This is a genomic window from Actinobacillus vicugnae (assembly GCF_901687125.1).
In the GTDB taxonomy this organism is placed as follows: Bacteria; Pseudomonadota; Gammaproteobacteria; order Enterobacterales; family Pasteurellaceae; genus Actinobacillus; species Actinobacillus vicugnae.
In genome coordinates this window covers 158,152-177,974 of sequence record NZ_CABFJY010000046.1, presented here as the reverse complement: position 1 = coordinate 177,974, position 19,823 = coordinate 158,152, and the positions used below count along the sequence as shown (strand labels likewise).

The 19,823-nt window shown below is 39.7% G+C and carries 23 protein-coding genes and 2 tRNA genes; 17 read left to right on the top strand and 8 right to left on the bottom strand.

The window, feature by feature from the left end:
• Positions 1-166: 166 nt before the first annotated feature.
• The 5 genes from crp to coaBC form a co-directional block, all read right to left on the bottom strand.
• Entirely contained in the window at positions 167-841 is a 675-nt protein-coding gene (gene crp, locus F8M47_RS09975) for a cAMP-activated global transcriptional regulator CRP (RefSeq protein WP_208790049.1), read from the bottom strand.
• A 76-nt stretch (positions 842-917) separates the two neighbouring features.
• Positions 918-1,136, bottom strand: a complete 219-nt coding sequence (locus tag F8M47_RS09970) for a YheU family protein (protein WP_150539921.1) — start codon at positions 1,134-1,136, stop codon at positions 918-920.
• 5 nt (positions 1,137-1,141) lie between these two features.
• Positions 1,142-1,750 carry a nucleoid occlusion factor SlmA gene (gene slmA, locus F8M47_RS09965; protein WP_150539920.1) on the bottom strand — a complete coding sequence of 203 codons (609 nt, stop codon included), beginning with the start codon at positions 1,748-1,750 and terminating at the stop codon, positions 1,142-1,144.
• Positions 1,751-1,855: 105 nt separating this feature from the next.
• The gene (gene dut, locus F8M47_RS09960; RefSeq protein WP_150539919.1) at positions 1,856-2,311 is read right to left on the bottom strand and encodes a dUTP diphosphatase; all 456 of its coding nucleotides are present in this window, start codon (positions 2,309-2,311) and stop codon (positions 1,856-1,858) included.
• Positions 2,308-3,525, bottom strand: coding sequence for a bifunctional phosphopantothenoylcysteine decarboxylase/phosphopantothenate--cysteine ligase CoaBC (coaBC, locus tag F8M47_RS09955; RefSeq protein WP_150539918.1), 1,218 nt, complete (start codon positions 3,523-3,525; stop codon positions 2,308-2,310). The genes dut and coaBC overlap by 4 nt, the downstream gene beginning before the upstream one ends.
• A gap of 169 nt (positions 3,526-3,694) precedes the next feature.
• Here coaBC and radC point away from each other — a divergent pair, with 169 nt between their 5' ends.
• From radC to ddc, 5 genes are all read left to right on the top strand, one after another.
• Positions 3,695-4,369 carry a RadC family protein gene (gene radC / locus F8M47_RS09950; RefSeq protein WP_150539917.1) on the top strand — a complete coding sequence of 225 codons (675 nt, stop codon included), beginning with the start codon at positions 3,695-3,697 and terminating at the stop codon, positions 4,367-4,369.
• A 155-nt stretch (positions 4,370-4,524) separates the two neighbouring features.
• Positions 4,525-4,761 carry a 50S ribosomal protein L28 gene (gene rpmB, locus F8M47_RS09945; protein ID WP_005599762.1) on the top strand — a complete coding sequence of 79 codons (237 nt, stop codon included), beginning with the start codon at positions 4,525-4,527 and terminating at the stop codon, positions 4,759-4,761.
• Between the two features lie 11 nt (positions 4,762-4,772).
• A complete protein-coding gene (gene rpmG, locus F8M47_RS09940) occupies positions 4,773-4,943 on the top strand; it encodes a 50S ribosomal protein L33 (protein ID WP_005624479.1) in 171 nt (56 codons plus the stop codon).
• A 372-nt stretch (positions 4,944-5,315) separates the two neighbouring features.
• Positions 5,316-6,680: a diaminobutyrate--2-oxoglutarate transaminase gene (locus F8M47_RS09935; protein WP_150539916.1), complete on the top strand. Its 1,365-nt coding sequence runs from the start codon at positions 5,316-5,318 to the stop codon at positions 6,678-6,680.
• Between the two features lie 139 nt (positions 6,681-6,819).
• Positions 6,820-8,355, top strand: coding sequence for an L-2,4-diaminobutyrate decarboxylase (gene ddc, locus F8M47_RS09930; protein ID WP_150539915.1), 1,536 nt, complete (start codon positions 6,820-6,822; stop codon positions 8,353-8,355).
• A gap of 73 nt (positions 8,356-8,428) precedes the next feature.
• Here the strand turns inward: ddc and yedF are convergent, their stop codons facing one another.
• Positions 8,429-8,698 (bottom strand): sulfurtransferase-like selenium metabolism protein YedF, encoded by a 270-nt coding sequence (yedF, locus tag F8M47_RS09925; protein ID WP_150539914.1) that lies wholly within the window; start codon positions 8,696-8,698, stop codon positions 8,429-8,431.
• Positions 8,699-8,714: 16 nt separating this feature from the next.
• Entirely contained in the window at positions 8,715-9,935 is a 1,221-nt protein-coding gene (gene yedE, locus F8M47_RS09920; RefSeq protein WP_150539913.1) for a selenium metabolism membrane protein YedE/FdhT, read from the bottom strand.
• A 287-nt stretch (positions 9,936-10,222) separates the two neighbouring features.
• Here yedE and F8M47_RS09915 point away from each other — a divergent pair, with 287 nt between their 5' ends.
• From F8M47_RS09915 to F8M47_RS09900, 4 genes are all read left to right on the top strand, one after another.
• A complete protein-coding gene (locus F8M47_RS09915) occupies positions 10,223-10,555 on the top strand; it encodes a MaoP family protein (RefSeq protein WP_150539912.1) in 333 nt (110 codons plus the stop codon).
• 146 nt (positions 10,556-10,701) lie between these two features.
• Positions 10,702-11,808, top strand: coding sequence for a tRNA (uridine(54)-C5)-methyltransferase TrmA (gene trmA, locus F8M47_RS09910; protein WP_150539929.1), 1,107 nt, complete (start codon positions 10,702-10,704; stop codon positions 11,806-11,808).
• A gap of 105 nt (positions 11,809-11,913) precedes the next feature.
• Positions 11,914-12,003 (top strand) — tRNA-Ser (locus F8M47_RS09905).
• Positions 12,004-12,085: 82 nt separating this feature from the next.
• Positions 12,086-12,175, top strand: a tRNA-Ser gene (locus F8M47_RS09900).
• 128 nt (positions 12,176-12,303) lie between these two features.
• Here the strand turns inward: F8M47_RS09900 and corA are convergent.
• Positions 12,304-13,254, bottom strand: coding sequence for a magnesium/cobalt transporter CorA (gene corA, locus F8M47_RS09895; RefSeq protein WP_150539911.1), 951 nt, complete (start codon positions 13,252-13,254; stop codon positions 12,304-12,306).
• A gap of 298 nt (positions 13,255-13,552) precedes the next feature.
• Between corA and ubiE the strand changes: the two genes are divergently transcribed.
• The 8 genes from ubiE (at position 13,553) to F8M47_RS09855 (ending at position 19,773) form a co-directional block, all read left to right on the top strand.
• Positions 13,553-14,329: a bifunctional demethylmenaquinone methyltransferase/2-methoxy-6-polyprenyl-1,4-benzoquinol methylase UbiE gene (ubiE, locus tag F8M47_RS09890; protein ID WP_150539910.1), complete on the top strand. Its 777-nt coding sequence runs from the start codon at positions 13,553-13,555 to the stop codon at positions 14,327-14,329.
• Positions 14,330-14,362: 33 nt separating this feature from the next.
• A complete protein-coding gene (locus F8M47_RS09885) occupies positions 14,363-14,995 on the top strand; it encodes a ubiquinone biosynthesis accessory factor UbiJ (protein WP_150539909.1) in 633 nt (210 codons plus the stop codon).
• Complete coding sequence (gene ubiB, locus F8M47_RS09880) at positions 14,992-16,614, top strand: ubiquinone biosynthesis regulatory protein kinase UbiB (RefSeq protein ID WP_150539908.1); 1,623 nt, start codon at positions 14,992-14,994, stop codon at positions 16,612-16,614. Before F8M47_RS09885 ends, ubiB begins: the two co-directional genes overlap by 4 nt.
• A 99-nt stretch (positions 16,615-16,713) precedes the next feature.
• Positions 16,714-16,938 (top strand): Sec-independent protein translocase subunit TatA, encoded by a 225-nt coding sequence (gene tatA, locus F8M47_RS09875; protein WP_150539907.1) that lies wholly within the window; start codon positions 16,714-16,716, stop codon positions 16,936-16,938.
• Between the two features lie 3 nt (positions 16,939-16,941).
• Positions 16,942-17,523: a Sec-independent protein translocase protein TatB gene (gene tatB, locus F8M47_RS09870; RefSeq protein ID WP_150539906.1), complete on the top strand. Its 582-nt coding sequence runs from the start codon at positions 16,942-16,944 to the stop codon at positions 17,521-17,523.
• A complete protein-coding gene (gene tatC / locus F8M47_RS09865; RefSeq protein ID WP_150539905.1) occupies positions 17,513-18,259 on the top strand; it encodes a twin-arginine translocase subunit TatC in 747 nt (248 codons plus the stop codon). The genes tatB and tatC overlap by 11 nt, the downstream gene beginning before the upstream one ends.
• Positions 18,260-18,318: 59 nt before the next feature.
• Complete coding sequence (gene hemB / locus F8M47_RS09860) at positions 18,319-19,338, top strand: porphobilinogen synthase (RefSeq protein WP_150539904.1); 1,020 nt, start codon at positions 18,319-18,321, stop codon at positions 19,336-19,338.
• Between the two features lie 72 nt (positions 19,339-19,410).
• On the top strand, positions 19,411-19,773 hold the full coding sequence (locus F8M47_RS09855) for a DUF4870 family protein (RefSeq protein WP_150539903.1): 363 nt from the start codon (positions 19,411-19,413) through the stop codon (positions 19,771-19,773).
• Positions 19,774-19,823: the final 50 nt, after the last annotated feature.

Below are 19,823 nucleotides of genomic sequence, written 5' to 3'. Positions count from 1 at the left end.
TGTGAATAATCGATTTTTACCATTTTGAAGATAAAATTCGATGACTTGTTGTTTGAAAGATTGATTGTATTTAGTCATAAAAAAATCTGCACCTTAGTGAGTTGGCTGTTTAGTCCAACTTTTGGGGTGCAGATCAGTAAAACAAGCGGTCATTTTTTACTGAAAATTAGCGAGTGCCGAAGACGACAATGGTTTTACCATGTGCAGAAATTAGGCCTTCGTCTTCTAGCATTTTTAGGATTCTGCCAACGGTTTCTCGTGAGCAGCCTACCATTTGCCCAATTTCTTGGCGAGTAATTTTAATTTGCATACCTTCTGGATGGGTCATCGCGTCTGGCATTTTAGCTAAATTCATCAAGGTTTGCGCAATACGCCCTGTTACATCTAAAAACGCAAGATTACTTACTTGGCGTGAAGTTTGGCGTAGGCGACGTGCCATTTGCGCAGAAAGGTACATTAAAATATCAGGATTTAAATGCACTAATTGCTTAAATTTTTTATAGGAGATTTCTGCAATTTCACAGGCACCTTTGGTTTTCACCCATGCAGTACGTGGCTGAACGGATTCTTCAAATACGCCGATCTCACCAACAAATTCGCCCTGACCAAGATGGGAAAGAATCATTTCTTTACCTTCTTCATCTTTAATAAACACCGCAACCGAACCGCTCACAATATAGAATAAAGATTCTGCATCTTCACCTGCGTGAATAAGAGTATATTTGGACGGATAGCGATGAATATGGCAATGCGTGAGAAACCATTCAACTGCAGGATCATGAATTGATGGCGTTGAGATTTCTCCGTCAAGTTGAGGTGTAGAAATTGAAATATCTTGCATCTGCATAAAAACCTCTATAAATCATTTATAATCATTTTACATCCTAAATGCCAAAATTGTATCACGAGACAAGCAATTAACCTAAGAAAGATTTTTTATCTTTAATATCAAGGCTTTGGTGAAGCTCCGACCAGACAATAACTACTTTATCTGCTTTTAATTGTGCTAATAAGCGCTCACGTTTTTCGGCTAGGGAAAGTTCTCTTTCACCGTAATCGGTGCCTTCTCGCAAAATAAATGAATCTAAAACATTATTTAATGTGCTTGGTTCGAGTTCTTGCCATGGAATAATCATAAAATTTACTCAAATAACGGCTTAATTAATGCCCACTGTTTTTCAAAATGTTGATGTTGGTTGTAACTAAAATTAGAACGCACTAAACGCAAAAATTGCCCTTCACAAAAATTTACCAAATAACCTGCAAGTGCTCGTTCATCTTCAAAAGTTTTACCTTCACGCAATTTACTCATCTGCAAAATATTCGTGAATTGAAATTCTAAGCCATCAAAAAATTTTGCAACGCGTGCTTTGAGTAAATCGTCTTCAAACATCAAGGCGTGTCCTGTTAAAATTCGAGTTACCCCTGGGTTTTTGCGTGCAAATTCAATTACGGTATAGAGAATGGCTTTGATTGCTAGTGCGGTTGAGCTTTCTTTGCGTTTACTCGCGCTAATATAGCTAGTCAGCGTTTGCTCAATACGTTCGATTAATGCCTCAAACATTTTGGTTTTGCTTGGAAAGTAACGGTAAAGTGCCCCTTCAGAAACGCCAACAGCTTTGGCTAAACGTTCGGTGGTTACACGTTGCATTCCCTCTTCGGAATTTAATAAACCAATCAGCACTTCAAGCACTTGTTGCTGGCGTTCTTTTACTGATTTTTTAGGCATTTTAACGGTTGGTTGTGTCATAAATTTCTCTTTGTGGTAGTCTTTTGCCTGATTAAAAGCAGTAACAAGCGGTCATTTTTGCAAAATTTTTTGCAATTTTAACCGCTTGTTTTCCCTTGCTAATGTTTATTGTTTACCTGAATGCCCAAAACCGCCTTCGCCACGTTCGGTTTGCTCAAAATCATTTACGATATTAAAACTTGCTTGTACAACTGGCACAAAAACAAGTTGAGCAATACGATCACCTACTTCAACGGTGAATGGTTTGTCGCTACGATTCCATAATGACACCATAAGTGGGCCTTGGTAGTCACTATCAATTAATCCAACTAAATTACCTAACACGATGCCATTTTTATGACCTAAACCTGAGCGAGGCAGGATCACTGCGGCTAAATTTGGATCAGCGATATAAATTGAGATCCCCGTCGGAATTAACACGGCTTGATCTGGTTCTATTGTTAATGCGCTTTCAGTTAAAGCACGTAAATCTAAACCTGCCGAACCTTCGGTTGCATACGCAGGTAATGGAAATTCGCTACCGATGCGGCTATCTAAAATTTTTAAATCGATTTGTTTCATTTATTTTCCTTATTTTTAGAACGGTAATGAGTAATTATTTCTTCGGCTAATGTTTCTGCCAGCTTGGTTTTATCCGCAAGCGGTAGGATTTTCTCACTATTTTGCCAAAAGAGTTGCAGGCTATTTTGATCTTGCCCGAACACTTGTCCACCAGACACATCATTGGCACAAATTAAATCTAAATTTTTGCGTTTGAGTTTATCTTTTGCATAATGTGCTACGTCTTGCGTTTCAGCCGCAAAACCCACGGTAAATGGGCGATTCTGGCTCAAGTTTGCCACGCTCGCAATAATATCTGGGTTTTTAACGAGTTTGAGAATAAGTTCATCGCTACCATCTGTTTTCTTGATTTTTTGGCTGGCAACCTCTGCCATACGATAATCAGCTACTGCCGCACAGCCGATAAAAATTGAAGATTTTTGAGCAAATTCGACCGCTTGTTGTGCCATTTCTCGTGCAGATTTCACGTCAATACGATTCACTTTATCGGGGGTTACTAAATTCACTGGGCCTGCAATGAGATTGACCTTTGCGCCACGTTGCGCAAAAGCATTTGCAATCGCAAAACCCATTTTGCCTGAGCTGTGATTACTAATATAACGCACAGGATCAATCGCTTCACGAGTAGGGCCTGCGGTAATGGTCACGGTTAAATCTTGTAGATCTTGACTGTAGCCAAAATGCTCACAGACAGCCTGGAAAATTTCACTTGCTTCAGACATACGTCCTGCACCAACATCTCCACAGGCTTGGAAGCCACTGTTTGGTCCAATCATCTGCACACCACGATTTGCTAATACTGCGAGATTTTCTTGGGTCGCAATTTGTTTGAACATTTGTTGGTTCATTGCAGGGGCCAGTAAAATTGGGCTTGCGGTGGCTAAACAGAGAGTGGAGAGCAAGTCATTTGCCATTCCCGCACGTAAGCGAGCAATAAAATCGGCAGAGGCAGGCGCAATAACGACTAAATCAGCCCATTTTGCCAGCTCAATATGACCCATTGCTAATTCTGCCTGAGGATCTAGCAACGAGTTGGATACGGCATTAGCTGAAATGGCTTGTAAGGTGAGTGGTGTGACAAAGGCTTCTGCAGCTGGGGTTAAAACCACACGAACTTCCGCATTTGCTTTTTTGAAATGACGAATCAATTCAATGGTTTTATATGCTGCAATCCCGCCTGTAATACCAACTAAGATTTTCTTGTTATTGAGCATAGTTATTCCGATTAAAAAGAACAATAATCACCATTTTACCTTAATAAGTATCTGCTCACAATAAAGCGATTTCTGCGATCCACATCGAAAAAATCAAATTTTCCTTTTGCTTCAAGGCATTAGCCTCGTTATGCTTTTTCTTCTATATTTTCTAATTGAGTAAAAAGTAATGAGTAATTTGGAATTAATGCCAAGAGAAAAATTATTGGCGTATGGCGCACAGTCATTAACAGATCAAGAGTTATTAGCGATTTTTCTGCGTACAGGAATTAAAGGCATGCCAGTGATGCAACTATCAACAGTAGTACTAAATCAATTTGGCTCGTTAAGAGGCTTGTTAAGTGCAGATTTAGCGCGTTTTTGCCAAATTAAAGGCTTAGGACAAACGCAATTTATTCAGTTACAAGCTTCGAAAGAAATGACTAAACGCTATTTAGCACAACAAATGCAGGTGCGAGAAGCGATAAATGAACCTTATTTAGCCGTTATGTGTTTTCAAACTGAGCTAGAAACAGAAGAACGAGAAGTTTTTATGGTGATGTTTCTGGATAATCAAAATCGCCTGATTAAAAAAGAGAAAATGTTTTATGGCACGATTAATCAAGCCACGGTTCACCCTAGAGAAATTATTAAAGAAGCATTAAAATGCAATGCTGCGGCAATTATTGTGGCACATAATCATCCTTCGGGGAATTGTATGCCTTCTGAATCTGATCGTGTGCTAACCAAAAAGATTGAGATGGCATGCGATTTAGTAGAAATTCGTTTTGTGGATCATATTGTTGTCGGGAAAGGTGATTATTTTTCCTTCGAAGAGGAGAAGTTCCACCGAAATAATTCATAAATTGAGGCTTGAATAACGCTATTAAAGCGAGTATAATTCGTGGTCTTTAAATATGACTTTGGTCGGGCTGAGCCTGACGAGGCAATTAGGTGAACTGATCTTGGTCCTAATCGCCCGAACCATTTAAACATTACTTAAGTAATTGGAGAATTAAAATGTCAAGAGTTTGCCAAGTAACCGGCAAGCGTCCAGCTGTTGGTAACAACCGCTCACACGCATTAAACGCGACTCGTCGTCGTTTTTTACCAAATCTTCACACTCACCGTTTCTGGGTTGAAAGTGAAAACCGTTTCGTAACTTTACGCTTAACAGCGAAAGGTATGCGTATTATTGATAAAAAAGGCATCGATGCAGTATTAGCTGAAATCCGTGCTCGTGGCGAAAAAATCTAAGGAGCTAACCAATGGCAGCTAAAGGTAATCGTGAGAAAATCAAATTAGTTTCAACTGCTGAAACTGGTCACTTCTACACAACGACTAAAAACAAACGTAATATGCCAGAAAAAATGGAAATCAAAAAATTTGATCCAGTTGTGCGTAAACACGTTGTTTATAAAGAAGCTAAAATCAAATAATTTGATTCAATGTTTCAAGAGCCCCGCTTTTCAAGCGGGGCTTTTTTCTAGCTCATTTGGCAACCGTTTGCATTTTAGGCATTCGTCATAGGTCCGCCCAGACTGACGCTAAAAATCACTTTATTTTTCGTCAAAAAAATGTACTATTGTGCGTCCTTAAATGCTAGGCGCATTTAAGCCTGTTTCCAACCTGCGTCGCTTTCTTTTGTTAAATCTAGAGGCAGGGTAAAAACAAAAAAGCTGAAACGCTTTTTTTAATAAGTAGCGAGTCAAATGCCCCATGGCATCTGTTTTTTAAGAAACAGAAAGCTTAGGCTTCCCGCAAGGCACCCGACTTATTTTTTTCACCTATCAATAGGAAACTCATTTCAAATGACAATTACCACTCCTGTAAAAGCAGTTCTCGCATCAAACAAACATTTCTTAGATCGCCAAGATCAGATGGAATCAAATGTTCGTAGTTATCCACGTAAATTACCTTTTGCTTATGCAAAAGCACAAGGTTGCTGGGTAACAGACGTTGAAGGTAATGAATACCTCGACTTCTTAGCGGGCGCAGGAACACTTGCATTAGGTCATAATCACCCTGTATTAATGCAATCAATCAAAGACGTATTAGAGAGCGGCTTACCGTTACATACACTTGACTTAACCACCCCGTTAAAAGATGCTTTCACTGAGGAATTACTTTCATTCTTCCCGAAAGATCAATACATCTTACAATTTACAGGCCCATCAGGCGCAGATGCGAATGAAGCGGCAATTAAATTAGCGAAAACTTACACAGGTCGTGGCAATGTGATCGCATTCTCTGGTGGTTTCCACGGTATGACGCACGGCGCATTATCATTAACAGGTAATTTAAGCGCCAAAAATGCGGTACAAAACTTAATGGCTGGCGTGCAGTTTATGCCATATCCGCATGAATATCGCTGCCCGTTTGGTATTGGCGGTGAAGTAGGTGCAAAAGCAGTTGAACATTATTTCGAAAACTTTATTGAAGATGTGGAAAGTGGTGTAGTTAAACCAGCAGCGGTAATTTTAGAAGCGATTCAAGGTGAAGGCGGTGTTGTACCAGCACCAATCAGCTTCTTACAAAAAGTACGTGAAGTAACTAAAAAACACGGCATTTTAATGATCGTAGATGAAGTGCAAGCAGGTTTCTGCCGCAGTGGTAAAATGTTTGCTTTTGAACACGCAGGCATTGAGCCTGATATCGTGGTAATGTCAAAAGCTGTAGGTGGCTCATTACCATTAGCAGTATTAGCGATTCGTAAAGAATTTGACGCATGGCAACCCGCTGGTCACACAGGTACTTTCCGTGGAAACCAATTAGCAATGGCGACAGGGTATGCTTCATTAAAAATCATGCGTGAAGAAAACTTAGCACAAAACGCACAAGAACGTGGTGAATATTTAACTAATGCATTACGTGAATTAAGTAAAGAATTCCCATGTATCGGTAATGTGCGTGGCCGTGGCTTAATGATGGGTATCGATATCGTGGATGAGCGTAAACCACAAGATGCAACAGGTGCTTACCCACAAGACAGCGAATTAGCGGTTGCAATTCAAAAAGCGTGTTTTAACAACAAATTGTTATTAGAGCGTGGTGGGCGTGGCGGTAATGTAGTTCGTGTACTTTGCGCAGTGAATATCAACCAAGCAGAATGTGAAGCGTTTATCAAACGCTTTAGACAATCTGTGGCAGATGCAATTAAAGCAGTGCGTGGTTAATCATAACTGCCCCTACACGAGTCGTGTAGGGTTACTTTATCTGAGCCACTTGGTGGCTCTTTTCATATCAGATCGCTAGTCCTAATGGGGCTGAGTCTAATTAATCTAGCGCGGCTCGTGCTAGGTATGAGAAACAAAAATGACAGATATTTCAAAACACAGACAATCGCTTTTTTGTAGCGATCCGCAATCAATTGCAGACTATGAAAGCGTGATGGCAAATGCAGTGCAAGCGGTAAGTAGCTGGCTTAAAAACGATAAAATGTACACAGGTGGCTCAATCAAGCAAATGCGTGCATTGATCAACGGTTTTAAGCCTTCAAAAGAAGGTGTTGGCGTACAGCAATCACTTGAAAACTTAGTAGAAATTTTCTTAAAACCAAGCCTTAAAGTGCATCATCCGCACTCACTTGCGCATTTACACTGCCCAACTATGGTGACAAGCCAAATTGCGGAAGTGTTAATTAATGCAACCAACCAATCCATGGACTCATGGGATCAAAGCCCAGCAGGTTCGATTATGGAAGAACACTTAATTGACTGGTTACGTCAAAAAGTGGGCTATGGCAATGGTACTTCGGGCGTATTTACTTCAGGTGGTACGCAATCAAATCTTATGGGTGTATTACTTGCACGTGACTGGGCGATTGCCAAAAACTGGAAAAACGAAGATGGCTCAGAATGGTCAGTGCAGCGTGATGGTATTCCAGCCGATGCGATGAAAAATGTGAAAGTGGTTTGCTCGGAAAATGCGCACTTCTCTGTACAAAAAAATATGGCAATGATGGGGATGGGCTTCCAGTCGGTGGTGACTGTGCCATGTAATGAAAATGCTCAAATGGATGTAGTTGCGCTTGAGAAAACGCTCGCAGATTTAACTGCTCAAGGCAAAATTGTTGCTTGTGTGGTGGCAACTGCAGGTACAACTGACGCAGGTGCAATCGATCCACTAAAAGAAATCCGCGCTATTACGAATAAATTCGATGCGTGGTTACACGTGGATGCTGCATGGGGTGGTGCGTTATTGCTTTCTAAAGATTTTCGTCACTTTTTGGATGGAATTGAGGAAACGGATTCGATTACACTAGATTTCCATAAACATTTCTTCCAAAGTATTTCTTGTGGTGCATTCTTATTAAAAGATGAAGCAAACTATCGTTTTATTGACTATAAAGCGGATTACCTCAATTCAGAATACGATGAAGAACATGGTGTACCGAATTTAGTGTCAAAATCACTACAAACCACCCGTCGTTTTGATGCATTGAAATTATGGTTTACCGTAGAAGCATTGGGTGAAGATCTATATGCTTCAATGATTGATCACGGTGTTTACCTTTCTAAAGAAGTGGAAAGTTATATCAATGCTACAGAAAGCCTTGAAATGCTTGTTCCAGCACAGTTTGCATCGGTGTTATTCCGTGTAAATCCAAAAGGCTATCCTGCGGAATTTGTGGATTCGCTCAACCAAAACGTCGCGGATGAATTATTCGCACGAGGTGAAGCAAATATTGGTGTAACTAAAGTGGGCGATAAGCAATCCCTTAAAATGACGACATTAAGTCCAATTGTAACCCTTGAAAATGTTCAAGCATTGTTAGCTCAAGTGCTTGCAGAAGCGGATCGTATTAAAGATTCGATTGTAAATGGTACTTATGTTCCACCGATTGCCTAATTGGTAAAACTCTTATGAAAAATGACCGCTTGTATCGGCTTACAAGCGGTCATTTTTTTACTATTTTTTGCAATTATTTTTGAATTAAGTAACGTAAAGTTGCGCCGTCTTGCTCAACGCTTAATAACGTATAACCGTGATTTTTTATATCAATAGGAATGTTATTGATTGATTGTGCGCAGTCACTTAACACTTCTAGAATTTCACCATCTTGCATAGTTGGCAGTGTTTCAAGTGTTGCGATTGCTGGATACGGACAAGGTTCACCTAACATATCTAAAGTATAATCAGGCGTGATTTCATTTGGGTGTTTGTCTTTTTGTTCAATGATGATAAAAGCCATATTGTGTTTCCTTCTATTAGTTAATGGTATAAGTATTGGTTGTTACAACTCTTGCTTTGGCTTTGCGGATAAAGCGTTTTTCCCACCATATAATGAAAATTAAGCAAGCAATCATTAAGGCATAATTAATCAATAAACCGCTAATTGGTCCAAATGATTTTAATAAATTCATTTTTTCGTAATCTAAGGCAAGTACGGGGGCAAGGTCGTCCCACAAATAAGCCAATAGGGTCGAGCCAGCAATATTGCCTACGCCCACCCACATAAAGTGTACTTGTCCTTCCATTGCACGGTACATCCAACCTGTTTCACAGCCTCCCGCTAACACAATACCAAAACCGAATAATAAACCTCCGATAATCGCATTTGGTCCTGCCCACATAATTTTAGGGTTCATACCTAATTGAATATAGCTGAAAACACAGAGAGTGCCGATCAACATGCCGTAGATAATCGCTTTTCCCATATGCGAACGTCCAGAAACCCACAGATCACGGAAAGCAGAGGTAAAGCAAATTTGCGCACGCTCAATTAATAAACCGAATGCAAGCCCAAATAACATTGCAAAACCGAGTTTCATTGAATATTGCAACATATATACTGAAGCGCTTGCCCAAGCGATGAAGACGACTACACCAATCCAGAAACGATATTGCGCTTGTTTGGGATTACTTGCTTCAACTTTTCCTGAGCCTTTTTTCAGTTTGAGAGGCGGGCGGAATATCGGTAGTAAAGTAAATTTTACCCCTGCATAAGTCCCGATAGCAGTGGCAATGGTGAAATACCAAGCGTGCATAGAAAATTGCGGAATGCCCGTAAAGAGTGAAGCGAGGTTACAGCCCATTGCAAGACGTGCACCAAAACCCGCTAAAGCACCGCCGAGAATGGCTTGAATAATTCGAATTTTATTTTGTGGCATTCGAATTTTCATATTATTTGCCCAAAGTGCCGCTGCAATACAGCCTGCAAATATTCCGAGGATCATTAAACCATCAATACGAGTGAAAACGGTGCCATCTAGGCTAATTAGGTTGAAGTATCCCCAATCTGATACATCTACACCGAATGATTGTAAGATTTCGCCACCCCAACGGGTAAATTCGCCTGTAACAGCCCAATAAGTGCCTGTTAAACCAAAGTAGTAAGCAGAAAGGATACCAGCGGCAATTACAGCAGGAACAGGGTTCCAAAACTTGATAAGATAGGTTTGTTTAAATTGTTGCCAAATTTCTAACATAAGTCCTTAAATCCTTAAGAGAAGTTAAAAATGACAAGCGAAGGTATATGATGAAAAATAGAATTGATACCAATTAGATTTGTTCATTTCCTATACACAAGACTTGCGATATATCAAATGAATGCTCAAAAGATGTGATAAATTTTAGAACAGAATTTATTTTAGTCAATCTCTATAAATAGGAACCATTTAATCCATTTTCTGCTTGACTTATTTTGAATAGTTGCTTTAATGGTAGGTCGATTTTTTCTTTTCAAATTCAGCAGTAAATTATTAAGAGGCATATTATGGCAGAGAGTTTTAGCGTAACACGTCGTTACTTTGATGATAAAAATTATCCACGCGGTTTTGCTCGTCACGGCGATTACACCATTCGTGAGTCGCAAACTTTAGAGCAATTTGGACAAGCGTGTTTAGCATTAGAAACGGGCGAACGTGCGCCAGTAACGGCAGAAGAAGAACGCTTTGTGGCTGTAATGAAAGGTGATGAGATTGCTGAAAGCATCATTGAAAAATCATGGTTAAAATACCGTTCTTTAACCAGCAAAACCAAACGTATTTATACACTTTCAGGTAATGCAGGTAACGATGCAGGCGACGATTTCAGCGCTGCTGAATAATTCGTTTCTGAGTATTCTATCTTTGAGCTACCACGAAATACACTGAAAACACACGAGTGTTAGAAGCGTATTTTGTGGTTTCTTTTTTCTATTATTTTACTTTTTCGCTTGCTGTATCCAGTAGGCACAATGAGCAGTGATAAATGATGAACCTTCCGATTGAACAATATTCTGATCTTCTTGCAAAAAAAATGGACAATTTGATCGCTTTACTTGCGCCTTTTAATCCTCCTTCGCTTGAAGTTTTTGCCTCTGAAACGAGCCATTTCCGTATGCGTGCTGAATTCAGAGTGTGGCACGATACCAATGCGGTGGGTGAAAATGAGTTGTATCACATTATGTTCAATCAGGAGACTAAACAGCGTTATCGCGTCGATCAGTTTCCGATTGCCAATCAGCTAATCAACCGAATGATGAGCACGTTGTTGGCGGAAATTAAAGGGAATGAATTACTCACTCGTAAATTATTCCAGGTGGATTACCTCAGTACGCTAAGCGGTGAGATTGCGGTATCAATGTTATACCACAAAAAACTCACAGAAGAATGGCAAGCAGAGGCGCAAGCGTTAAAAATGCGTTTAGAAAATCAAGGTTTTAATGTGCAATTAATTGGACGTGCCACTAAGCAAAAAATTGTGTTGGATTGTGATTATGTTGAAGAAGTATTGCCTGTTGATGGACGTAATTTAATTTATCGCCAAGTGGAAAATAGCTTTACCCAACCAAACGCCAAAATGAATATTAAAATGTTGGAATGGGCGCGAAGTTGTACAAAAAATAGCTCGGGTGACTTGCTGGAGCTTTATTGTGGAAATGGAAATTTCTCCATTGCATTAGCCGAAAACTTCCGCAAAGTATTGGCGACTGAGATTTCAAAATCATCAGTACAATCAGCGCAATATAATATTGAGCAAAATATGATTGATAACCTGCAAATTATTCGAATGTCGGCGGAAGAATTTACCCAAGCGATGAATGGTGTGCGTGAATTTAACCGTTTAAAAGGTATTGATTTAAAAGCGTACGATTGCAATACGATTTTTGTTGATCCGCCACGTGCAGGTTTAGATCAAGATACGCTCAATATGGTGCAAGCTTACGAACGTATTTTGTATATTTCATGCAATCCACATACATTAGCGGACAATTTACAACAATTAAGTAAAACGCATCGTATTGAACGAGCAGCACTGTTTGATCAGTTTCCTTATACACATCATATTGAAAGTGGTGTGTGGATGATTAGGAAATAAACATAAATAGTCAGTTATGCTGAAAAATAAATCATTTGATGATTTTTATAGATTTTTCGCTTGACCGACTGCATTAAAACTTATATTATCTCGCTCGTTTTCAACGGAGGAATGGTCGAGTGGTTGAAGGCACCGGTCTTGAAAACCGGCGAGGGTTTACGCCCTCCGTGAGTTCGAATCTCACTTCCTCCGCCATCAAATTTTTTGGCTTGTTTATTAGATAAATCAGCAAGTCTTTCTCTAATAGAGAATACAATTTAAAATATGTTTTCAATCTGGAGGAATGGTCGAGTGGTTGAAGGCACCGGTCTTGAAAACCGGCGAGGGTTTACGCCCTCCGTGAGTTCGAATCTCACTTCCTCCGCCATATTTTAGAACCGCTTGTAATGTAAATTACAAGCGGTTTTTTCTTGCTTAAAATTTGCAAATGGTATTGCTATTGCTGTATTAGCGCTTCTTTATAGGGGAGAACTGCGTTCGCCCCTACATTATTTTTTATAACCAGCCCTTCCGTTTAAAGTAGATATAAGGTGTGGCGGCGGCGCAAATCATTAAGCCGATTGCCATTGGATAGCCGTATTTGAAATGCAGTTCTGGCATAAACTCAAAGTTCATTCCGTAAGTAGAAGCTACCAATGTAGCAGGTAGGAACATCACCGATACCACTGAGAAGAATTTCATAATTTTATTCTGCTCAATATTGATATAACCCATTGCCGCTTGCATTAAGAAGTTTACTTTTTGGAACAGCGATTCGTTATGCGGTTGGAGTGATTCAATATCTCGCATAATATCACGCGCTTGTTCTAGCTGATTGTTGGGTAAGCGTGTTTTACGCAATAAGAAACTGAGTGCACGTTGCGTATCCATTAGGCACAAACGCACTTTTGAGCTCGCATCTTCCAATTCGGTTAAATCCGAAAGCGCATCATCAAAATTATCACTTTCTTGCTTACCGTTTAAAATCACTCGACTTAATGTTTCTAAATCCGCATAAATCGTTTCGATTACATCAGCAAGCTGCTCGATTTTAGTTTCGAATAAGTCGAGTAATAATTCATAGGCATTACTATCCATTAATTTTTCACGGCGAGAGCGCATTCGGTATAAGCGAAATGCGGGTAAATCGCGTTCACGTAGGGTAAATAAACGCCCGTCACGAATGGTAAATGCCACAGTAGCAATATCGGCGTAATCGTCATCATCTAAACAATAGAAAAATGAGTGAAGGTGTAAACCGTCTTCATCTTCAAAGAAGCGAGCAGAAGCTTCTAAGTCTTCTAATTCGTGTTCTTCTGCAAGTGTTTGGTCTAAGCCACGCTGTAACACGCTACGTTCGTCATCACTCGGATCGATCAAATCAATCCAAATTGCGTCATTTAAATCGGTTGCGGTTTCATCCACACTAATAAGACGTGCGTTATCTAATGCAAAGGCACGGATCATTTTATTCTCCAATGGTTAGGAGGCAATGAACAAAAAGGAACAAAAAGATACTAGGCGAGAGTTACCGACTTGTCGGTAACCTGAGGTTTGGACAAGTGGGTTAGAAATCTGATAAGTATCGACTGTGACTGTCCAAAATTGTAATCCTCAAATAAAAATAGTGTGCGAATGGTACAGATTAACAACTTTCTAGTCAAGCAAGCGGTTATTTACTGGATTGATTTTGCAAAATTTTAAGGAAAAAAGACTGCTTTTTTGCTATTGTTAGCACTCCGTAAAAAGCGATGAGAATTTAACAATGACTGATTTACAACACTCCAGCGAAAACAATCCAAACGAAACCACTCATTTCGGTTTTAAAACCGTTGCCAAAGAAGAAAAACAGCAGCTTGTTGCTAATGTTTTCCATAGTGTGGCAGGTAAATATGATCTAATGAACGATTTACTTTCATTTGGGATTCACCGAGTATGGAAACGCTTTACGATTGATTGCAGTGGTGTGCGTAAAGGGCAAAAAGTATTGGATTTAGCAGGTGGAACGGGCGATTTTAGTGCTAAATTTTCACGTATCGTCGGTGAAACGGGTGAAGTCATATTAGCCGATATTAATAGCTCAATGCTAGAAGTTGGACGTGAAAAACTACGCAATTTAGGTGTGGTTGGCAACGTAAATTACGTGCAAGCGAATGCGGAATGTTTGCCTTTTGCAGATAATACTTTTGACTGTGTTGTGATTAGTTTTGGCTTACGTAACGTCACGGATAAAGATAAAGCGTTGCGCTCAATGTTTCGAGTGTTGAAACCAGGTGGACGTTTATTGGTATTGGAATTTTCTAAGCCAATCATTGACCCAATTAGCCAATTATATAATTTCTATTCGTTTAATATTCTGCCGAAAGTGGGTGAAGTAGTGGTAAATGATGCGGAGAGTTATCGCTATCTTGCGGAATCGATTCGTATGCACCCAAAACAAGATGAATTAAAAGCGATGATGGAAAATGCAGGTTTTGAAAGCGTGAATTATTACAATCTGAGTGCAGGTATTGTGGCATTGCATCGAGGCTATAAGTTTTAATCTATTTTTGAGCGGTAATTTAAGGAGTACGCTATGTTATCTCAACTCAAGCAACAGTTCATGTTGCCACAACTTGCTTTCGGTGCGCTTGAAACTGCTTTTAATGCACTGATTCAGCGTTCTCCTCAAGTCTTGCCAGCCTTGCGTAAGCTAACGGGCAAATGCTTACATATTGAATTAACCTCTCCAGCATTCAATTTTTACCTTATTTTTAGTGAGACACGTGCCGAATGGCTTTCGATTTATGAGGGGGAAGCAGATTGTCATGTTCAGCTGTCGTTTGAGACACTACCGAAACTTGCCGATAAAGCGAAATTAACCGAATTAATTAATAATAAATCGTTGATATTAAACGGTGATATTCAAGTGTTACAACACTTTACGGCGCTACTTGATGAGTTAGAAAAAGATCCTGCTGAACTGCTTTCACCTTTTGTTGGCGATGTAGTGGCTCAGACCTCAACCGATTTAGCAAAAAAATTATTTGGTAAAATTAAAGGGCAATTCGAACGAAATCATCAACATATAACAGATAATCTGATGAATGAGTACCCTGTGTTAGTACATCGCCTACAAGCGGTTAATTTTTATGATGAAGTTGCAGAACTTGAGCAAAAAACGGTTGAATTTGAACGAAAATTTGCAAAACTTGAGAATAAATCATGACTTTTAACAATACTCACCGTTTTTATCAAATTATTCGCACTTTTTTACATTATGGCATTGATGAAATCATTCCTGATATTCCGCTGACACGCCATGCTCGTTTAGCTCGCAAAGCGTTGTTTTGGGTGCAAAATCAACATAAAGATCAACCGTTTGGTGTGCGTTTACGTTTAGCCTTGCAAGAGTTAGGCCCTGTCTGGATAAAACTTGGGCAAATGCTTTCAACTCGTCGAGATTTATTTGAGCCAGAACTGGCAGATCAGCTTGCGTTATTACAGGATTCCGTGGAGCCTTTTGATGGCAAAATGGCTCGTAAAATTATTGAGCAAGCGTTGGGCGCGAATCTTGAAACTTGGTTTGATGAGTTTGATGAACAAGCGTTAGCTTCTGCTTCAATTGCACAAGTTCACACTGCAAAATTTAATCAAAATCAACCGCTTGCAGGTAAAGATGTGGTGATTAAAGTGATTCGCCCAGACATTGAGCCGATTATTAAAGCGGATATTGCGCTGATGTATCGTTTGGCGAGCTGGATTCCTCGTTTATCGAATGATGCCAAGCGCTTGCGTGCCAGCGAAGTGGTGCGAGAATACGAAAAAACGTTGCTAGATGAGTTAGATTTAACTCGAGAAATGGCGAATGCGATTCGACTGCGCAATAATTTTGAAAATAGCGAAATGTTGTATGTGCCTGAAATGTATCAGGAATTTTGTCATAAAAATGTGATTGTGATGGAGCGTATTTATGGCATTCCTGTTTCGGATGTTGATACACTGAAAGTAAACGGTACAGATATGAAGCTCTTAGCAGAACGTGGGGTACAAGTGTTTTTTACCCAAGTGTTTCGAGATAGCTTTTTCCATGCAGATATGCACGCAGGTAATATTTTTGTTAATCCGAATCATCCTGAAAATCCGCAATATATTGGGATTGACTGCGGCATCGTTGGTACGTTAAACCAAAATGATAAACGTTATTTGGCGGAAAGTTTTGTCGCCTTTTTTAACCGAGATTATCGCCGTGTGGCATTAATGCATGTTGAATCAGGCTGGACACCAGCGGATACTAATATTGATGCATTTGAACAGGCTTTCCGTGAAGTATGTGAGCCTATTTTTGCCAAACCGTTATCTGAAATTTCTTTTGGACATGTATTGCTAAATCTCTTTAATGTGGCTCGTGAATTTAATATGGAAGTGCAGCCACAATTAGTGTTATTGCAAAAAACATTACTCTATATTGAAGGCTTAGGCAGACAGGTTTATCCGCAGTTAGATTTATGGCAAACCGCTAAGCCATTTTTGCAAAACTGGTTGAATGAACAAGTGGGCGTGAAAGCAATTCTGCGTGATTTAAAACAGCGAGCACCACAATTTCGAGAGCATTTTGCTGAGTTTCCTGAAGCGGTATTTAATGCGTTACAACAGCAGAAGCAGATTAATTTCCGTTTAGATGAATTGAATAAAACCTTGCAATCACAAGGGCAACAAAAAACACGTAATATGCAAAGTTTAATGAGTGCTGTAATAGTGTTGGGCGTGTTATGGCGATTTGATCATTTACCACTATGGCTAAGTGTGAGTTTGCTCTTATTGGCGTTACTGTTCCAAAGAAAATAAGGAAATGTTTCGTTTATATTGGTCAGACAAATAAAAGTAACATATAATACGCACGATTTTTTCTGAAACTTAACCAACTTTAACAAAAAAGGAGCCTTTATGGGTGGCATCAGTATTTGGCAATTACTTATTATCGTTGCAATTATCGTTTTATTATTCGGAACTAAAAAATTACGTACTTTAGGTACGGATTTAGGCGAATCTGTAAAAGGCTTTAAAAAAGCAATGGCAGATGAAAAACCACAAGATGCAACGTTTGAAAAGGTAGAAGCGAAAGACAGCGCAACTACAGAACAAAAAGCAAAAGAAAAAGAGCAGGCATAGATTGTGTTTGATATAGGTTTTTCTGAATTAGTACTCATTTTTGTTGTGGGGCTGGTGGTGCTAGGCCCGCAACGCTTACCAATTGCGATTCGTACCGTAATGGGGTGGGTTCGTACAATTCGAGGATTAGCCGCTAATGTGCAGAATGAATTAGCACAAGAACTCAAATTACAGGAGCTTCAAGAAAGTATCAAAAAAGCGGAAGCTTTAAATTTAAGTTCACTTTCGCCTGAGTTAAGTAAAACGGTGGAAGATTTAAAACAATCGGCACAACAAATGCAGGCTAATTTAGCTTCAACGCAAGGTGAAGTTACTAAATTAACTGATGAACAAGTCGCAGAAATTCAAGCTAAGATTGAGCAAGAAGAGCAACAAATTGTTGCAACAGATTTGCCAAAAAGCGAAGAAAATCAACCGCTTGTTGATGATGTCGTAAGTGATAAAGCAAAATTATCGCCTGCTGAAATCGCAGAACAAGCTGAATTGGATGAGTCGCAATTTAGTGCTTATTACCCGCCAGACGATGAACTTGCATCGCCAGGTGCATCCGTATCACAACAACAGGATAAACAGAATGTCAGTTGAACAATCTCAACCGCTGATTAGCCACCTTGTTGAATTAAGAAACCGCTTACTCCGCTGTTTTATTTGTGTACTTGTGGTTTTTTGTGTTTTGGTTTACTGGGCGAATGATATTTATACATTGCTCGCAACGCCGCTTACTGAGAATTTGCCAGCAGGCGCAACGATGATTGCAACCAATGTTGCAACACCGTTTTTTACGCCGATTAAATTAACGGGTGTGGTAGCAGTATTTTTATCAGTTCCTTTTATTCTCTACCAAATTTGGGCGTTTGTCGCGCCAGCGCTTTATAAGCACGAAAAACGATTAATTTATCCGCTATTGGTCTCAAGTACCTTATTGTTCTATTTAGGTGTCGCATTTGCATACTATGTGGTTTTCCCGTTAGTATTCGGTTTTTTAACTAGCACTGCACCAGAAGGGGTAACGATGGCAACCGATATTAGTAGCTATTTAGATTTTGTACTCACGATTTTCTTAGCATTCGGTATTTGCTTTGAGGTGCCCGTAGCAATTATTTTACTTTGCTGGTCTGGTGTAACGAATGCTAGCGATTTACGCGAAAAACGCCCTTATATTATTGTGACAGCATTTGTTATCGGTATGTTATTAACACCACCTGATATTTTTTCTCAGACACTTTTAGCTATTCCAATGTGTTTGCTATTCGAAGTCGGGTTGTTCTTCTCGAAGTTTTATATACCAAGAGATGAGCAAGAAAATACTATCGCTAATTAATCTAAACCCGCTCGTAAGCGGGTTATTTTTTATCAAAATTTGTAAAATAAGGAATGACTATGACGCAATATCTTAACACCACTTTTCCGACCCGCCGTATGCGCCGTTTGCGTAAACACGATTTTAGCCGTCGTTTAGTAGCAGAGAATCAACTTTCTGCCAATGATTTAATTTATCCTGTTTTCGTGATTGAAGGTGAAAACCAACGAGTGAGTGTACCTTCAATGCCTGGTGTAGAACGTTTAACGATTGATCAGTTATTGATTGAAGCAGGCGAATTGGTTAAGTATGGCGTACCACTAATTGCCTTATTCCCTGTAGTGGGCGAAGCGAAGAAATCACTGATGGCAGAAGAAGCTTATAATCCTGATGGTTTAGCACAACGTGCAGTACGAGCGTTAAAAATGGCTTATCCAGAATTAGGTGTGATGACTGATGTAGCATTGGATCCATTTACCACACATGGGCAAGACGGCATTATTGATCAAGAAGGTTATGTGTTGAATGACATCACCACCGAAGTATTGGTAAAACAAGCGCTTTCACACGCTGAAGCTGGCGCTGATATTGTTGCGCCAAGCGATATGATGGATGGACGTATCGGCAAAATTCGCGAAGCGCTTGAAGCGAAAGGGTTAATTAATACCCAAATTATGGCGTACTCTGCTAAATACGCTTCAAATTATTATGGACCATTCCGTGATGCAGTGGGATCGGCGGGCAATCTAAAAGGTGGGAATAAATTTACCTATCAAGTTGATCCTGCTAATGCAAACGAAGGTTTACACGAAGTGGCGATGGATATTCAAGAAGGGGCGGATATGGTAATGGTTAAACCTGGTATGCCTTATTTGGATATGGTGTGGCGTGTAAAAGAAACTTTTGGCGTGCCAACTTTTGCTTACCAAGTTTCGGGCGAATATGCGATGCATATGGCAGCGATTCAAAATGGCTGGTTGAAAGAACGTGAATGTATTATGGAAGGTTTACTTTGCTTTAAACGAGCAGGCGCAGATGGCATTTTAACTTATTTTGCAAAAACTGTTGCGAAGTGGTTGTACGAAGCAAACCATGCATAACAACAAGCGGTTAGATTTCAGGAATTTTTTGTAAAAGTGCCAGTCTAACCGTTACTTTTTTAGGAGCGAAACATGAATGAACAATTTTCTCTGCAACCTTCAAATGATTCACTACGTACAATGATGTATATCACTTATGGTTTGTTTGGGTTAGGCATTATCTTTGGTGGTTTACCTGCGATTGCGGGGGTGATCTTAGCCTATATCAAACGTGAGGATATGAAAGGTACAGCGTATTACGATCATATGTGTTTTTTGATTCGAACCTTCTGGGGAACAATTGCTGGCTTTGCATTAGGGATTTTACTTGCCATCATTGGTATCGGAATTGTGGTGATTTGGGCTATCGGCATTTGGTACACATTCCGTGTGATTTACGGTGCAGTTAAATTATTTGATAACAAATCTGTGACCCCAACAGGCTGGTTTATGTAATGATGAACAAGCAGTCAGATTTGCAAAGTTTTTAGCAAACTTGACCGCTT